Here is a 14,231-nt window from a genome sequence, read left to right as displayed (position 1 = left end):
ATCCCTCCTCAGAACACACGGCAGAGGACTTCACCGCCAACATTGGCAGCGCGGGCCTCCGCATCGGACAGAACACCACGCGGCGTCGACAGGATCGACACACCCAGCCCGGCATAGACACGCGGCAGTTCCTTGATCTTGGAATAGACGCGGCGCCCCGGCTTGGACACACGGTGGATTTCTTTGATGACCGGCTCGCCATCGAGATATTTCAGCTCGATGCGCAGCTGGGCCACACCCTTGCGCAGTTCCTCACGCGAGAAACCACGGATATACCCCTCGCGGCGAAGCGCCTCGAGAACACTGGCGCGCAGCTTGGAAGCCGGCGCCACGCAGGCAGCATGCCGTGCACGCTGCGCATTGCGGATCCGGGTGAGCAGATCACCCAAAGGATCAGAAAGTGACATCGTTCCCTGCCCTTACCAGCTTGACTTGACCATGCCCGGGATCTGACCATTGGAGGCCAGGTCGCGCAGGGCGATACGGCAGAGTTCAAACTTTCTGTAATTGGCGCGAGGACGCCCGGTGAGCTTGCAGCGCAGACGCACGCGCACGCGCGACCCATTGCGAGGAAGTTCAGCAAGCTTGAGCGACGCATCGAATCGATCTTCAACCGGCAGAGACCGGTCCATGATGATGTTCTTCAATGCAGTCCGCTTAGCCCGGTCCCGGTCTGCCATGCGCTCGCGCTTGACATTCCGGTTTACGGCGGAAATTTTGGCCATGCCTTGTTTTACCCTCCGGAACCTGTCGGGCCATTCCCAACGGTTTTCCAAACAACGTGTGTATTAGGTCTTCTGGACTTCAGACGGAAGCCCTTTCGCTACATTTTATGCAGCGAAGGGCAGATCAAACGCCTTCAGCAGAGCCTTCGCTTCCGCATCCGTCTTCGCGGTGGTCACGAAGATGATGTCCATGCCGCGGATCTCGTCTACCTTGTCGTATTCGATTTCCGGGAAGACAATCTGTTCCTTCAGCCCCATCGCGAAGTTGCCACGACCGTCGAAACCCTTGTTCGCCGGCAGACCGCGGAAATCGCGCACGCGCGGCAGGGCGATGGTCACGAAACGATCGAGGAATTCGAACATCTGGGCACGGCGCAGCGTCACCTTGCACCCGATGGGCAGACCTTCACGGATCTTGAAGCCGGCGATCGCCTTCTTGGCAACCGTCTTGACCGGCTTCTGACCAGCGATAAGGGTCATTTCCTTGACCGCAGCGTCGAGCTTCTTCTGGTCGCCCGCGGCTTCGCCAACACCCATGTTCAGGACAATCTTCTCGAGACGCGGAACCTGCATCTCGTTCTTGTACCCGAATTCCTCGCGCAGCTTCGCGCGCAGCTCGTCCTGATAACGCTGCTGCATGCGCGGCAGGGCGCGGGCTTCTTTCACTTCAGACATTCCCGCCCCCTCAGCCTTCGATTACTTCGCCGGTCGCCTTGGCGACACGAACCTTGCGACCATCTTCCAGAACGCGGAAGCCGACTTTCGTCGGGTCACCGCTCTTGGGGTCGATCAGCTTCAGGTTGGACAGGTGCACCGGCATTTCCTTGTGGACAATGCCGCCCTGCTCACCCATGCGCGAAGGACGGGTATGACGCTTCGCAATGGCAACGCCACGCACCACGGCCTTGTTGGCCGCGGGCAGGACCGTAACGACCTCGCCACGGGTCCCCTTGGAACCACCGGTGGTGACCAGGACCTGGTCACCCTTCTTGATACGAGCAGCCATTACAGCACCTCCGGTGCCAGCGAGATGATCTTCATGAACTTGCGCGCACGCAGCTCACGCACGACCGGGCCAAAGATACGGGTACCGATCGGCTCCTGCTGCTTGTTGATCAGCACGGCCGCATTGCGGTCAAAACGGATGGCGCTGCCATCGGCCCGGCGCACGGGGTAGGAAGTGCGCACGATCACCGCCTGGTGAACGTCGCCCTTCTTGACCTTGCCGCGGGGAATGGCTTCCTTGACGGACACGACAATCACGTCGCCGACCGAGGCAGACTTCCGCTTGGAACCGCCCAGTACCTTGATGCACTGCACCTGACGGGCACCGGAATTGTCGGCCACGTCAAGGTTGGTCTCGGGATGGATCATGGTCTATGCCTTCTTTACGCCTGGGCGCCAGACGCAGCACCGGCGGCTGCCGCGAGCGGCTGGCCATTCCGGACAACGACCGTCCAGGTCTTGCGGCGGGAAATCGGCTTGCATTCTTCAATGCGAACCGTGTCGCCCACCTTGCATTCGTTCAAGCCGTCATGCGCCGCATACTTCTTCGAGCGACGAATGAACTTCTTATACAGCGGGTGGATAATGCGACGATCGACAAGAACCGTAACGGTCTTGTCCATCTTGTCGCTCGTTACCCGCCCGGTCAGGACGCGCCTTGGCATCGCCCGTCTCCCTTCAGGACTTTACTGCCGGCGCATGGCCAGCAGAACTCTTCTTAACAACCTCGGTCGCAATCGTCTTCACACGCGCGATTTCACGACGAACCACGCGCATGCGGGACTGCCCCTCGGTCTGGCCGGTCGCATGCTGGAACCGAAGATTGAACTGCTCGCGCTTCAGATCGACGAGAAGCGTATCCAGTTCTTCAACAGTCTTGGCACGCAGATCGGCCGGCTTTGTTGCCTTTGCCATCTCACGCCTCTCCGATACGGGTCACGAATTTCGTCTTGATCGGCAGCTTTGCCGCACCAAGAGCCAGCGCTTCACGCGCGACTTCCGGCGGCACGCCTTCGATCTCGAACAGGATTCGACCCGGCTTCACACGAGCCACCCAATATTCGGGCGACCCCTTGCCGGACCCCATACGCACTTCTGCCGGCTTTGTCGAGACCGGAAGATCAGGGAAAATCCGAATCCAGACGCGACCCGCACGCTTCATGGCGCGGGTAATGGCCCGGCGGGCCGCTTCGATCTGGCGGGCCGTGATCCGTTCAGGCTGGAGAGCCTTCAGGCCAAAAGCCCCGAAATTCAGGGTTGTGCCGCCCTTGGCCAACCCATGAATGCGCCCTTTGTGGGCCTTGCGGTACTTTGTCCGCTTGGGAGAAAGCATTTTTCAAATCCTCACGCGCCGCCTGGCGCATCTAGGTCCATTGGACCCCGCAGTTAGCGCTGCGGGGCCTGTTCGGCGGCGCGACGGTCCTGCGCCAGCGGATCATGGGCAAGAATCTCGCCCTTGAAGATCCAGACCTTCACACCACAGGTGCCATAGGTCGTCTTGGCGGTCGCCACACCGTAGTCGATATCCGCACGCAGCGTGTGCAGCGGCACCCGGCCTTCACGATACCACTCGACGCGCGCGATTTCCGCGCCGCCCAGACGGCCCGAGCAGTTGATCCGGATACCCTGCGCACCCAGGCGCATGGCGGACTGCACGGCGCGCTTCATGGCACGACGGAAGGCCACGCGGCGCTCGAGCTGCTGGGCGATGTTCTCGGCCACCAGGGTCGCATCGATTTCCGGCTTGCGGATCTCGACGATGTTCAGCGCCACATCGGTCTTGGCCATGCGGGCCAGGTCCTTGCGCAGCACATCGATGTCCTGGCCCTTCTTGCCGATCACCACGCCGGGGCGTGCCGCGTAGATGGTCACGCGCGGCTTCTTGGCCGGGCGCTCGATCACCACGCGGGACACGCCGGCACCAGCCAGCTTGCGGCGCAGGTAGGCGCGCAGCTTCAGGTCGTCATGCAGCAGGCGGGCGTAGTCCGCATCGGCGTACCAGCGGCTGTCCCATGTCCGGTTAATACCGAGCCGAAGCCCGATCGGATTAACTTTATGTCCCATGGATCAGGCCGCCTTCTTTTCGGTTTCAGCTTCGGGCTTCTTTTCAGCCACGACGATCGTCAGGTGGCTGAAGAACTTCTCGATGCGGGCCGAACGGCCACGACCACGTGCGTGGAAACGACGCATCACGATCGACTTGCCCACCTCAGCGCGGGCAACAACCAGCTGGTCAACGTCCAGCTGATGGTTGTTCTCGGCGTTGGCGATCGCACTTTCCAGCGTCTTCTTGACCTGCTGGGCAATGCGACGCTTGGAGAATGTGAGGGTGGCGATTGCCTGCGCGGCCGGCTTGTTGCGGATCAGACCCGCAACAAGGTTCAGCTTGCGCGGGCTGATGCGGATGTTCCGCGTCAGCGCCTGCGCCTCGGTTTCCGCGAGCGTGCGCGGATGCTTAGGCTTGCTCATGATCAGCCCCGCTTCGCTTTCTTGTCCGAAGAATGACCCGTGAAGGTACGGGTCGGTGAGAACTCACCGAACTTGTGCCCCACCATGTTCTCGGAAACCTGCACGGGCAGGAATTTGTGCCCGTTATAGACGCCGAACGTCAGTCCGACGAACTGCGGCAGGATGGTGGATCGACGCGACCAGATCTTGATCACTTCGTTACGGCCCGACGCGCGCGATGCATCGGCTTTGTTCAGCAGATACCCGTCCACGAACGGGCCCTTCCAGACGGAACGTGCCATCTTAAATGCCCCTTACTTGCCGGTCTTCCGGCGACGGATGATCAGACTGTCCGTACGCTTGTTGACCCTGGTCTTGTAACCCTTAGTCGGCTTGCCCCATGGCGTAACCGGATGACGCCCACCCGAAGTGCGTCCTTCACCACCACCATGCGGATGGTCAACCGGGTTCATGACGACACCACGGTTGTGCGGGCGGCGGCCCAGCCAGCGATTGCGGCCGGCCTTGCCCAGGTGCTGGTTCATGTTGTCCGGGTTGGACACGGCACCGATGGTGGCCATGCATTCCGCACGCACAACACGCAGTTCACCGGACTGCAGCTTGATCTGGGCATAGCCCATGTCCTTGCCGACCAGCTGCGCATACGTGCCAGCCGAGCGGGCGATCTTGCCACCAGCACCGGCCTTGAGCTCGATGTTGTGGATGATCGTGCCCACCGGAACGGCAGACAGGGGCATGGCGTTGCCCGGCTTGATATCGGCGCGCGCACCGGCGATGACTTCGTCACCTGCCTTGAGGCGCTGCGGCGCGATGATATAGGCCAGTTCGCCATCAGCGTACTTGATGAGCGCGATGAACGCGGTGCGGTTGGGATCGTATTCCAGCCGCTCCACCGTGCCGACCACGTCGAACTTGCGACGCTTGAAGTCAACATAACGATAGGACTGCTTGTGACCGCCACCGATGAAACGCGAGGTGGTGCGACCGTGGTTGTTACGGCCGCCGCTCTTGTTCTTCCCCTCGGTCAGGCCCTTGACGGGCTTGCCTTTCCACAGCTCCTTGCGGTCGATCAGAACCGTTCCGCGCAGGCTGGGGGTAACTGGATTAAAGTGCTTCAATGCCATTTCTTGTCACCCCGCGTCAGACCAGCTTCGCGGTCAGGTCGATGGACTGACCTTCTGCAAGCTGAACAAACGCTTTCTTAACATCCGAACGCTGGCCGGGACGTCCCTTGAAGCGCTTGGCCTTTCCCTTCTGGATGAGCGTGTTCACACCCAGAACCTTCACGCCAAACAGCGTCTCGACTGCAACCTTGATCTCCGGCTTCGTGGCGCTGATCGCGACCTTGAAACCGACCTGGTTCTTCTCGGAAAGGGCGGTCGCCTTTTCCGTGATCAGGGGGGAGCGGATGATGTCGTACATCGCTTCCCGAGACATGCGTTCCGCCTTCTTGCGGATTGCCAGGATGTTGGTCATGCCAGACGCTCCTTCAGACCCTCAACCCCGGCGCGCGTGATCGCGAGCACATCGTGGTTCAGGATATCGTAGACATTGGCGCCCACTGTCGGAAGAATGTCGATCTTCGGCAGGTTGCGCGCAGCACGGCCAAAGTTCTCTTCAACCGCGGCATCCACGATCAGCGCGGATGTCCAGCCCAGGACCTTCAGCTTCTTGGCCAGTTCGGCCGACTTGCCCGAGGCGGTGGCGGCGTCGAGCACCACCAGCTTGCCTTCCGCCGCCTTCTGCGACAGGGCGGAAATCAGGCCGAGGCGGCGCACCTTCTTGGGCAGGTCATAGCCATGGTCACGCACCACGGGGCCATGAACGATACCACCTGTGCGGTACTGCGGTGCACGCAGCGAGCCCTGGCGGGCGCTACCCGTGCCCTTCTGGCGGTACGGCTTCTTGGTCGTGCCGGAGACTTCCCCCATGCCCTTGACCTTGTGCGTACCAGCCCGGCGCTTGGCCAGCTGCCAGTGCACCACACGCGCCAGGATGTCCGTGCGCGGCGTTGCGGCGAAAATCTCGTCGGGAAGGCTGGCGGTACCTGCGCTTCCGTTATCGAGGGTTTTGATCTCGTAATCCATTGCCCTCTATCCTCAGCCCGCAGCCTCAACCAGGGCCGCCGGATACGGCGCCTCGGCATGACGGGCCTTCTTGATCGCATCACGAACGAGAACCGTTTCATTCTTTCCGCCCGGCACGGAGCCGCGGATCATGATCAGGTTCTTTTCGGCGTCAACAGCCGCAACCTCAAGGTTCAGCGTGGTGATACGCTCGGAACCGAGATGGCCGGCCATCTTCTTGTTCTTGAAAACCTTGCCCGGATCCTGGCGGTTACCCGTGGAACCGTGCGAACGGTGACTGATCGAGACACCGTGGGTGGCTTCGAGACCGGCAAAGTTCCAGCGCTTCATCGCGCCGGCAAAACCCTTACCCTTGCTGGTGCCGGTAACGTCCACCTTCTGCCCCACCACGAAATGGGCGGCGGACAGAGAAGCCCCGACTTCCAGGACGGCGTCATCCGATACACGGAATTCCGCCAGCTTCTTCTTGGGCTCGACCTTGGCCTTGGCAAAATGGCCGCGGTTCGGCTTGGACACATTTTTGACCTTGGCCTTGCCCGCGCCAAGCTGGACGGCCGTATAGCCATCACGCTCGGTGGTGCGAACATCAACCACCTGCAGATCATCAAGCTGCAGGACAGTCACCGGCACATGTGTGCCGTCTTCCTTGAACAGCCGGGTCATACCCAGCTTTTTTGCGATCAATCCGGTGCGCATCGTCTGGACCTTAGAGTTTAATCTCGACATCTACGCCAGCGGCGAGGTCGAGTTTCATGAGAGCGTCCACGGTCTGCGGGGTCGGCTCGACAATGTCGAGCAGCCGGCGATGGGTCCGAATTTCGAACTGCTCGCGGCTTTTCTTATCCACGTGGGGGGAGCGGTTTACGGTAAACCGTTCAATATGCGTCGGCAGCGGGATAGGACCCCGAACCCGCGCACCCGTACGCTTCGCCGTATTGACGATCTCCTTCGTGCTGTTGTCTAGCACCCGATGATCGTACGCCTTCAGGCGAATGCGGATGTTCTGGTTGTCCATCTTTCTGTTTCAGTCCAACTTTACCTGATTCGGGGGAACCCGATCCGCAATGGAAACCCGGCCAGATTGCTCCGACCGGGATGCCACAGTTCAGTTACTGTCCAATCACGCCGTGATGGAAGCAACAACACCTGCACCAACGGTGCGGCCGCCTTCGCGGATAGCGAAGCGCAGGCCTTCATCCATGGCGATCGGAGCGATCAGCTCGACATCCATGGCGACGTTATCGCCAGGCATGACCATTTCCGTGCCTTCGGGCAGGTGAACGACGCCGGTAACGTCGGTCGTGCGGAAATAGAACTGCGGACGATAGTTGGTGAAGAACGGCGTGTGACGGCCACCCTCTTCCTTCGTCAGGATGTAGGCTTCCGCCTTGAACTTGGTGTGCGGGGTGATCGAACCCGGCTTTGCCAGCACCTGGCCACGCTCAACGTCTTCACGCTTCGTGCCACGCAGCAGCGCGCCGATGTTGTCGCCTGCTTCACCACGATCAAGCAGCTTGCGGAACATTTCCACGCCGGTCACGGTCGTCTTCTGCGTCGGGCGCAGGCCAACGATCTCGATTTCGTCGCCCACGTTCACGGCGCCACGCTCGACACGGCCCGTCACCACGGTGCCACGGCCCGAGATGGAGAACACGTCTTCGATCGGCATCAGGAACGGACGGTCGATCGGACGCTCCGGCTGCGGGATGTATTCATCCACAGCGTTCATCAGGTCGAGAACGCGGTTCTCGCCCACTTCCGCATCGCCATCTTCCAGCGTCACCAGGGCCGAACCCTTGATGATGGGGATATCGTCGCCGGGGAACTGGTAAGCGGAAAGCAGCTCGCGCACTTCCATTTCCACCAGCTCGAGCAGCTCGGGATCATCAACCTGGTCAACCTTGTTCAGGAAGACGACCAGGGCCGGCACGCCAACCTGGCGGGCAAGCAGGATGTGCTCGCGGGTCTGGGGCATCGGGCCATCAGCGGCCGACACGACCAGGATCGCGCCGTCCATCTGCGCGGCACCGGTGATCATGTTCTTCACATAGTCAGCGTGGCCGGGGCAGTCGACGTGTGCGTAGTGACGCTTCGCGGTCTCGTACTCGACGTGCGCGGTCGAGATGGTGATGCCACGGGCGCGCTCTTCAGGAGCGGCGTCGATCATGTCGTACGCCTTGAATTCCGCGCCGCCGGACTTCGCCAGCGTCTTGGTGATAGCAGCGGTCAGCGAGGTCTTGCCGTGATCGACGTGACCAATCGTGCCGATGTTGCAGTGCGGCTTATTCCGCTCAAATTTAGCCTTTGCCATCGTTTTCTCCGTTAACTCGGCCTCGTGCCGAGAGTCGGGTTGGAAAGTTCCGTTTCGGAAGCCGGGCCGGTCAATAAACCGGCCTGACCGCCTTTACCAGCGGTAATGACTGAATGCCTTGTTGGCTTCGGCCATGCGGTGCGTGTCTTCGCGCTTCTTGACCGCGGCGCCACGATTGTTGACGGCGTCAAGAAGTTCGTTCGACAGGCGATCCTGCATGGTGTTCTCGCCACGCTTGCGCGAGGCGTCGATCAGCCAGCGGATGGCCAGCGCCTGACGACGCTCGGCCCGGACTTCGACCGGAACCTGGTAGGTGGCGCCACCAACACGGCGGGAACGCACCTCGACAGCCGGCTTGACGTTGTCCAGCGCGCTGTGGAACATGACCACAGGGTCGGCCGCGGCACCACCACGGCGGCGCAGCACCTCAAGGGCGCCATAGACGATCCCTTCAGCGGTGGACTTCTTGCCGTCGTACATCAGGGCGTTCATGAAACGCGTAATGACGACATCACCAAATTTCGGATCGGGAAGAATCTCGCGCTTGACTGCGCGATGACGGCGACTCATGCCTCGTTATTCCTTTTACTTAGGACGCTTCGCGCCATAGAGCGAGCGACGCTGACGACGCTTGGCGATACCCTGGGTGTCCAGAACGCCGCGCAGGATGTGATAACGCACGCCAGGAAGATCCTTAACGCGACCACCACGGATCAGGACAACGCTATGTTCCTGGAGGTTATGCCCCTCACCCGGAATATAGCTCACAACCTCATAACCGTTGGTCAGGCGTACTTTTGCCACCTTACGCAGAGCCGAGTTCGGCTTCTTCGGTGTGGTTGTGTAAACACGAGTGCAAACGCCACGCTTCTGCGGACAGCCCTGCAGGGCAGGAACCTTATTGCGTTTGGCTGCGGGTTCGCGACCTTTCGCGATCAACTGGTTGATGGTCGGCATACGCCTTTCCCGATCCTTACAAAATTCGGCCGGCCAACCCCATATCTGGTTGCCGACTGTCGTTCACAACAAAACCCCAACGAATGACAACCATCCGTTCGGGCATCATATTTACATCCGGCCTGGGCAGCCCGATTCCCGGACTGCGGCACCGCATGCCTGCATGCTGCATTCGACGGCCAACGACGTCTTTCAGACAGGGCTAGCCGAGGGCGCGTTACCTACGGGCAAACTGACCAAAAGTCAAGCCTTGCGCAGGATTCGCTAGCAGTCTGGCGTAACGACTCTGTTCCGCCAGACTCGGAGCACCGCTCCGTCAGGCTGCTGATACCGCCTGAATCGGATGGTGACAATAGTGCAGCACCGAATCATGCCGGATAGCGGTCCCCCGCCATCCGGCATTTCTCTCGTATGTTACTCGGCCGCCTTGGGCGGCACGGCGGCACGGGCCTTGGCGAGGCGCTGCTTGTCCTCGCCCGCGGCAACCGCGCGGAGCTTGTTCATCACGCTGCCCGTCCCTGCCGGGATCAGGCGGCCGACGATGACGTTCTCCTTCAGGCCGTTGAGCGTATCCTTCTTGCCCGCCGTAGCGGCCTCGGTGAGGACACGGGTGGTCTCCTGGAAGGAGGCCGCCGAGATGAAGGACTGCGTCTGCAGCGAAGCCTTGGTGATACCCTGCAGCACCGGCATGGCCACGGCAGGATGTTCGCCCAGGCTCAGGCGCTTGGCATTCTCTTCCTCGTATTCGATACGGTCCACCGTCTCGCCGATCAGGTAGGTCGTATCGCCCGGCTCAAGGATTTCCACCTTCTGCAGCATCTGGCGGACAATGACTTCGATGTGCTTGTCATTGATCTTCACGCCCTGCAGTCGGTAGACGTCCTGGATCTCGTTGACGAGGTAGTCGGACAGCGCCTCGACACCCAGCACCTTGAGGATGTCATGCGGCACGCGCGGCCCGTCGACGAGCGGATCGCCCACCTGGACAAAGTCGCCTTCCTGAACGGAAACGTGCTTGCCCTTGGGGATGAGGTAATCCGTCTCCTCGCCCGTCTCGTCGTTCTTGACGATGACGCGGCGCTTGGACTTGTAGTCCTTGCCGAATTCCACACGCCCCTCGGTTTCCGAGATGATGGCGTGATCCTTCGGGCGGCGGGCCTCGAACAGTTCCGCCACGCGCGGCAGACCACCGGTAATGTCACGCGTCTTGGAACCTTCACGCGGGATACGCGCCAGCACGTCACCTGCGTTGACCTGCGCGCCGTTCTCGACCGAGAGCAGCGAGTCAGGCGACAGGAAGTAGCGGGCATCGTTACCGTTGGCCAGCTTCACCACGTCGCCGTTGGCGTCCTTGAGCTGCAGGCGCGGACGCAGGTCGATCCCCTTGGAAGCCTGCTTGTAGTCCACGACCACCTTCGAGGTCAGGCCGGTCACCTCATCCATCCGCTCCACCAGGGTGATGGAGTCGATCAGGTCGAGATATTCCACCTTGCCAGGCTGCTCGGTGATGATGGGCAGGGTGTACGGGTCCCACTCGGCCATCTTCTGGCCACGGGCCACCTCGGCACCATCCTCGACCAGCAGGCGCGCACCATAGGGCACGCGGTAGCGGGCGCGTTCGGTGCCGCGGTCATCGGTCAGCAGGATCTCGCAGTTGCGCGACATGACGATGGGCACGTTCTGGCTGTTATGCACCACGTTCTTGTTGCGGATCGTCACCTTGCCATCACGCGAGGCCTCGACCATCGACTGTTCGGCGCCACGCTGCGCCGCACCACCGATATGGAAGGTACGCATGGTCAGCTGCGTGCCCGGCTCACCGATGGACTGGGCGGCGATAACACCCACGGCCTCACCGATATTGACCGGCGTGCCGCGTGCAAGGTCACGGCCATAGCAGTGGCCACACACGCCCACGCGGCTGTCACAGGTCAGCACGGAGCGGATCAGCAGGCTTTCGACACCCGCCTTCTCGATCTGCTCGGCCTCGGCTTCCTCGATCAGGGTATTGCGCGGGAACAGCACCTTGCCCGTTGCCGGGTCGAGCACGTCGGCGGCCAGCGTGCGGCCAAGCATCCGCTCGGACAGGGAGGCCACGACTTCGCCGCCATCCATGACCGCACGCACGGTCAGGCCACGCTCGGTGCCGCAATCTTCCTCGACGATGATGCTGTCCTGCGCCACGTCAACGAGGCGGCGGGTCAGGTAACCCGAGTTGGCAGTCTTGAGCGCGGTATCGGCCAGGCCCTTACGCGCACCGTGGCTGGAGGTGAAGTAATCGAGAACCGACAGGCCTTCCTTGAAGTTGGCGATGATCGGCTGCTCGATGATCTCGCCCGACGGCTTGGCCATCAGGCCACGCATGCCGGCAAGCTGCTTCATCTGCGCTGGCGACCCACGGGCACCGGAGTGGCTCATCATCCACACCGAGTTGGTGGGCTTGCCAATCTCCTGCTTGGAGATCTCCTTCATCATCGCGGCCTGCACCTCATCGGTGCAGCGCGACCAGGCATCGACCACCTTGTTGTAGCGCTCGCCCGCGGTGATCAGGCCGTCCTGATACTGCTGCTCGAATTCCTTCACCTCGGCGGCGGTGCGGTCGACGAGTTCCTTCTTCTCGACGGGGACGATCATGTCGTCCTTGCCGAAGGAAATGCCCGAACGCGCGGCGTGGCGGAAACCAAGGCCCATCAGGCGGTCACAGAAGATCACGCATTCCTTCTGGCCGCAGTGACGGTAAACCGCATCGATCACGTCCGACACGATCTTCTTGGTCAACTGGCGGTTGATCAGCGAGAACGGCAGCGCCGGGTTGCGCGGCAGGATCTGGGCGACGAGCATGCGGCCCGGCGTGGTGACCACCGTCTCACGCACGGTCTTGCCCTCGGCATCGAAGCTCTCGATGCGCGCGCGGATCTTGTCGTGCAGCTTCACCGCGCCCGTGCTCAGCGCGTATTCCACTTCACCCACGCTGGAGAAGGACGGCGCGCCGGTCACGGTCACCTGCCCCTTGTCGTCGTAGCTGTTCTTGTCGGGCGTTGCGCGGAATTCGGGCGTCTCGAGGCTGAGATAGTACAGCCCCAGCACGATATCCTGCGACGGCACGATGATGGGCTTGCCGTTGGCCGGGCTGAGGATGTTGTTGGTCGACATCATCAGCACGCGGGCTTCAAGCTGCGCCTCGAGGCTCAGCGGCACGTGCACGGCCATCTGGTCGCCATCGAAGTCGGCGTTGAACGCGGTGCAGACCAGCGGGTGGAGCTGGATGGCCTTGCCTTCGATCAGCACCGGCTCGAACGCCTGGATGCCCAGACGGTGCAGCGTGGGCGCGCGGTTGAGCATGACCGGATGCTCGCGGATCACCTCTTCAAGGATATCCCACACTTCGGGACGTTCCTTTTCCACCATCCGCTTGGCAGCCTTGATGGTGGTGGCGTGACCGTATTTTTCCAGCTTGGAGTAGATGAACGGCTTGAACAGTTCGAGCGCCATCTTCTTGGGCAGGCCGCACTGGTGCAGCTTCAGCTCCGGCCCCACCACGATGACCGAACGGCCCGAATAGTCGACGCGCTTGCCGAGCAGGTTCTGGCGGAAGCGGCCCTGCTTGCCCTTGAGCATGTCGGACAGCGACTTGAGCGGACGCTTGTTGGCACCCGTGATGGCGCGGCCACGGCGGCCGTTATCGAACAGCGCATCGACCGATTCCTGCAGCATGCGCTTTTCGTTACGCACGATGATGTCGGGCGCGCGCAGCTCGATCAGCCGCTTGAGGCGGTTGTTACGGTTGATGACGCGACGGTACAGGTCATTCAGGTCAGACGTGGCAAAGCGGCCGCCATCAAGCGGCACCAGCGGGCGCAGCTCGGGCGGAATGACCGGCACGAGGTCCAGGATCATCCATTCCGGGCGCGATTCACTGTCGGCAAAGGCCTCGACCAGCTTCAGGCGCTTGACCAGCTTCTTGCGCTTGGCCTCGGACGTGGTCTCTTTCAGCTCGAGGCGCAGTTCTTCCTTCTCGACCTTGCAGTCGATGCGCTCGAGGATCTTCTTGATCGCTTCCGCGCCAATGCCGACCTCGATGCCCTCGTCGCCATGCTCGTCCATGACATCGAGATACTGGTCTTCCGTCAGCAGGCTGTACTGCTTGAGCGGCGAGGTGCCGGGCTCGAGCACCACATAGCTCTCGAAATACAGGATCTTTTCCAGATCCTTCAGCGTCATGTCGACCATCAGGCCGATCCGGCTGGGCAGGGACTTCAGGAACCAGATATGCGCAACCGGGCTGGCCAGTTCGATATGGCCCATGCGCTCGCGGCGCACCTTGGCCAGCGTAACTTCAACGCCGCATTTTTCGCAGATGATGCCGCGGAACTTCATCCGCTTGTACTTGCCGCACAGACATTCATAGTCCTTGATCGGACCAAAAATCCGCGCGCAGAACAGGCCATCACGCTCCGGCTTGAAGGTCCGGTAGTTGATGGTCTCGGGCTTCTTGATCTCGCCATAGGACCACGAACGGATCTGCTCGGCCGAGGCCAGCTGGATCTTGATCTGGTCAAAGGTCATGGCCTGGCCGCCCTGGCCAAGGATCTTCATGAGTTCATTCATGCGCCGCAAACCCCCTGAGGGAATGAAGCGGAAGCAGGCGCCGCACCTGCCTCCACTCCTGAAAGAAAA

20 protein-coding genes are annotated in these 14,231 nt (G+C 61.4%); all 20 read right to left on the bottom strand.

Features of this window, described 5'->3' with window-relative positions; translation table 11 throughout:
* Positions 1–8: 8 nt before the first annotated feature.
* Entirely contained in the window at positions 9–407 is a 399-nt protein-coding gene (gene rpsH, locus HNW77_RS11520; protein WP_010506719.1) for a 30S ribosomal protein S8, read from the bottom strand.
* 12 nt (positions 408–419) lie between these two features.
* Complete coding sequence (rpsN, locus tag HNW77_RS11515; RefSeq protein ID WP_061271375.1) at positions 420–725, bottom strand: 30S ribosomal protein S14; 306 nt, start codon at positions 723–725, stop codon at positions 420–422.
* 105 nt (positions 726–830) lie between these two features.
* Entirely contained in the window at positions 831–1,400 is a 570-nt protein-coding gene (rplE, locus tag HNW77_RS11510) for a 50S ribosomal protein L5 (RefSeq protein ID WP_061271377.1), read from the bottom strand.
* A gap of 10 nt (positions 1,401–1,410) precedes the next feature.
* A complete protein-coding gene (gene rplX / locus HNW77_RS11505; RefSeq protein ID WP_172157779.1) occupies positions 1,411–1,731 on the bottom strand; it encodes a 50S ribosomal protein L24 in 321 nt (106 codons plus the stop codon).
* A complete protein-coding gene (gene rplN, locus HNW77_RS11500) occupies positions 1,731–2,099 on the bottom strand; it encodes a 50S ribosomal protein L14 (protein ID WP_061271379.1) in 369 nt (122 codons plus the stop codon). The genes rplX and rplN overlap by 1 nt, the downstream gene beginning before the upstream one ends.
* A 14-nt stretch (positions 2,100–2,113) precedes the next feature.
* Positions 2,114–2,395, bottom strand: a complete 282-nt coding sequence (gene rpsQ / locus HNW77_RS11495) for a 30S ribosomal protein S17 (RefSeq protein ID WP_061271381.1) — start codon at positions 2,393–2,395, stop codon at positions 2,114–2,116.
* Between the two features lie 13 nt (positions 2,396–2,408).
* Positions 2,409–2,645: a 50S ribosomal protein L29 gene (gene rpmC, locus HNW77_RS11490; RefSeq protein WP_159262189.1), complete on the bottom strand. Its 237-nt coding sequence runs from the start codon at positions 2,643–2,645 to the stop codon at positions 2,409–2,411.
* A 1-nt stretch (position 2,646) separates the two neighbouring features.
* Positions 2,647–3,063 carry a 50S ribosomal protein L16 gene (gene rplP / locus HNW77_RS11485; RefSeq protein ID WP_007399626.1) on the bottom strand — a complete coding sequence of 139 codons (417 nt, stop codon included), beginning with the start codon at positions 3,061–3,063 and terminating at the stop codon, positions 2,647–2,649.
* A 53-nt stretch (positions 3,064–3,116) separates the two neighbouring features.
* A complete protein-coding gene (rpsC, locus tag HNW77_RS11480) occupies positions 3,117–3,794 on the bottom strand; it encodes a 30S ribosomal protein S3 (RefSeq protein ID WP_061271387.1) in 678 nt (225 codons plus the stop codon).
* A 3-nt stretch (positions 3,795–3,797) separates the two neighbouring features.
* Entirely contained in the window at positions 3,798–4,199 is a 402-nt protein-coding gene (gene rplV, locus HNW77_RS11475) for a 50S ribosomal protein L22 (RefSeq protein WP_007399624.1), read from the bottom strand.
* Positions 4,200–4,201: 2 nt separating this feature from the next.
* Positions 4,202–4,480, bottom strand: coding sequence for a 30S ribosomal protein S19 (rpsS, locus tag HNW77_RS11470; protein ID WP_007399623.1), 279 nt, complete (start codon positions 4,478–4,480; stop codon positions 4,202–4,204).
* 12 nt (positions 4,481–4,492) lie between these two features.
* Complete coding sequence (gene rplB / locus HNW77_RS11465; RefSeq protein ID WP_130730317.1) at positions 4,493–5,323, bottom strand: 50S ribosomal protein L2; 831 nt, start codon at positions 5,321–5,323, stop codon at positions 4,493–4,495.
* Between the two features lie 16 nt (positions 5,324–5,339).
* Positions 5,340–5,636 carry a 50S ribosomal protein L23 gene (locus tag HNW77_RS11460; RefSeq protein ID WP_172157796.1) on the bottom strand — a complete coding sequence of 99 codons (297 nt, stop codon included), beginning with the start codon at positions 5,634–5,636 and terminating at the stop codon, positions 5,340–5,342.
* 35 nt (positions 5,637–5,671) lie between these two features.
* Positions 5,672–6,286 (bottom strand): 50S ribosomal protein L4, encoded by a 615-nt coding sequence (rplD, locus tag HNW77_RS11455; RefSeq protein ID WP_061271391.1) that lies wholly within the window; start codon positions 6,284–6,286, stop codon positions 5,672–5,674.
* Between the two features lie 12 nt (positions 6,287–6,298).
* Positions 6,299–6,982, bottom strand: coding sequence for a 50S ribosomal protein L3 (gene rplC, locus HNW77_RS11450; RefSeq protein WP_061271393.1), 684 nt, complete (start codon positions 6,980–6,982; stop codon positions 6,299–6,301).
* Positions 6,983–6,992: 10 nt separating this feature from the next.
* Positions 6,993–7,301, bottom strand: coding sequence for a 30S ribosomal protein S10 (gene rpsJ / locus HNW77_RS11445; protein WP_007282720.1), 309 nt, complete (start codon positions 7,299–7,301; stop codon positions 6,993–6,995).
* 105 nt (positions 7,302–7,406) lie between these two features.
* Positions 7,407–8,597, bottom strand: coding sequence for an elongation factor Tu (tuf, locus tag HNW77_RS11440; protein ID WP_172157777.1), 1,191 nt, complete (start codon positions 8,595–8,597; stop codon positions 7,407–7,409).
* 93 nt (positions 8,598–8,690) lie between these two features.
* Positions 8,691–9,167, bottom strand: a complete 477-nt coding sequence (rpsG, locus tag HNW77_RS11435; protein WP_007399617.1) for a 30S ribosomal protein S7 — start codon at positions 9,165–9,167, stop codon at positions 8,691–8,693.
* A 15-nt stretch (positions 9,168–9,182) separates the two neighbouring features.
* Positions 9,183–9,554 carry a 30S ribosomal protein S12 gene (gene rpsL / locus HNW77_RS11430; RefSeq protein WP_003621118.1) on the bottom strand — a complete coding sequence of 124 codons (372 nt, stop codon included), beginning with the start codon at positions 9,552–9,554 and terminating at the stop codon, positions 9,183–9,185.
* Between the two features lie 414 nt (positions 9,555–9,968).
* A complete protein-coding gene (gene rpoC, locus HNW77_RS11425) occupies positions 9,969–14,162 on the bottom strand; it encodes a DNA-directed RNA polymerase subunit beta' (RefSeq protein WP_172157775.1) in 4,194 nt (1,397 codons plus the stop codon).
* Between the last annotated feature and the right edge of the window lie 69 nt (positions 14,163–14,231).

This window comes from Komagataeibacter melomenusus (assembly GCF_013155395.1).
Classification (GTDB): domain Bacteria; phylum Pseudomonadota; class Alphaproteobacteria; order Acetobacterales; family Acetobacteraceae; genus Komagataeibacter; species Komagataeibacter melomenusus.
Note: the sequence above shows the minus strand (reverse complement) of the source record. Positions and strands in the feature narration are given on the sequence as shown.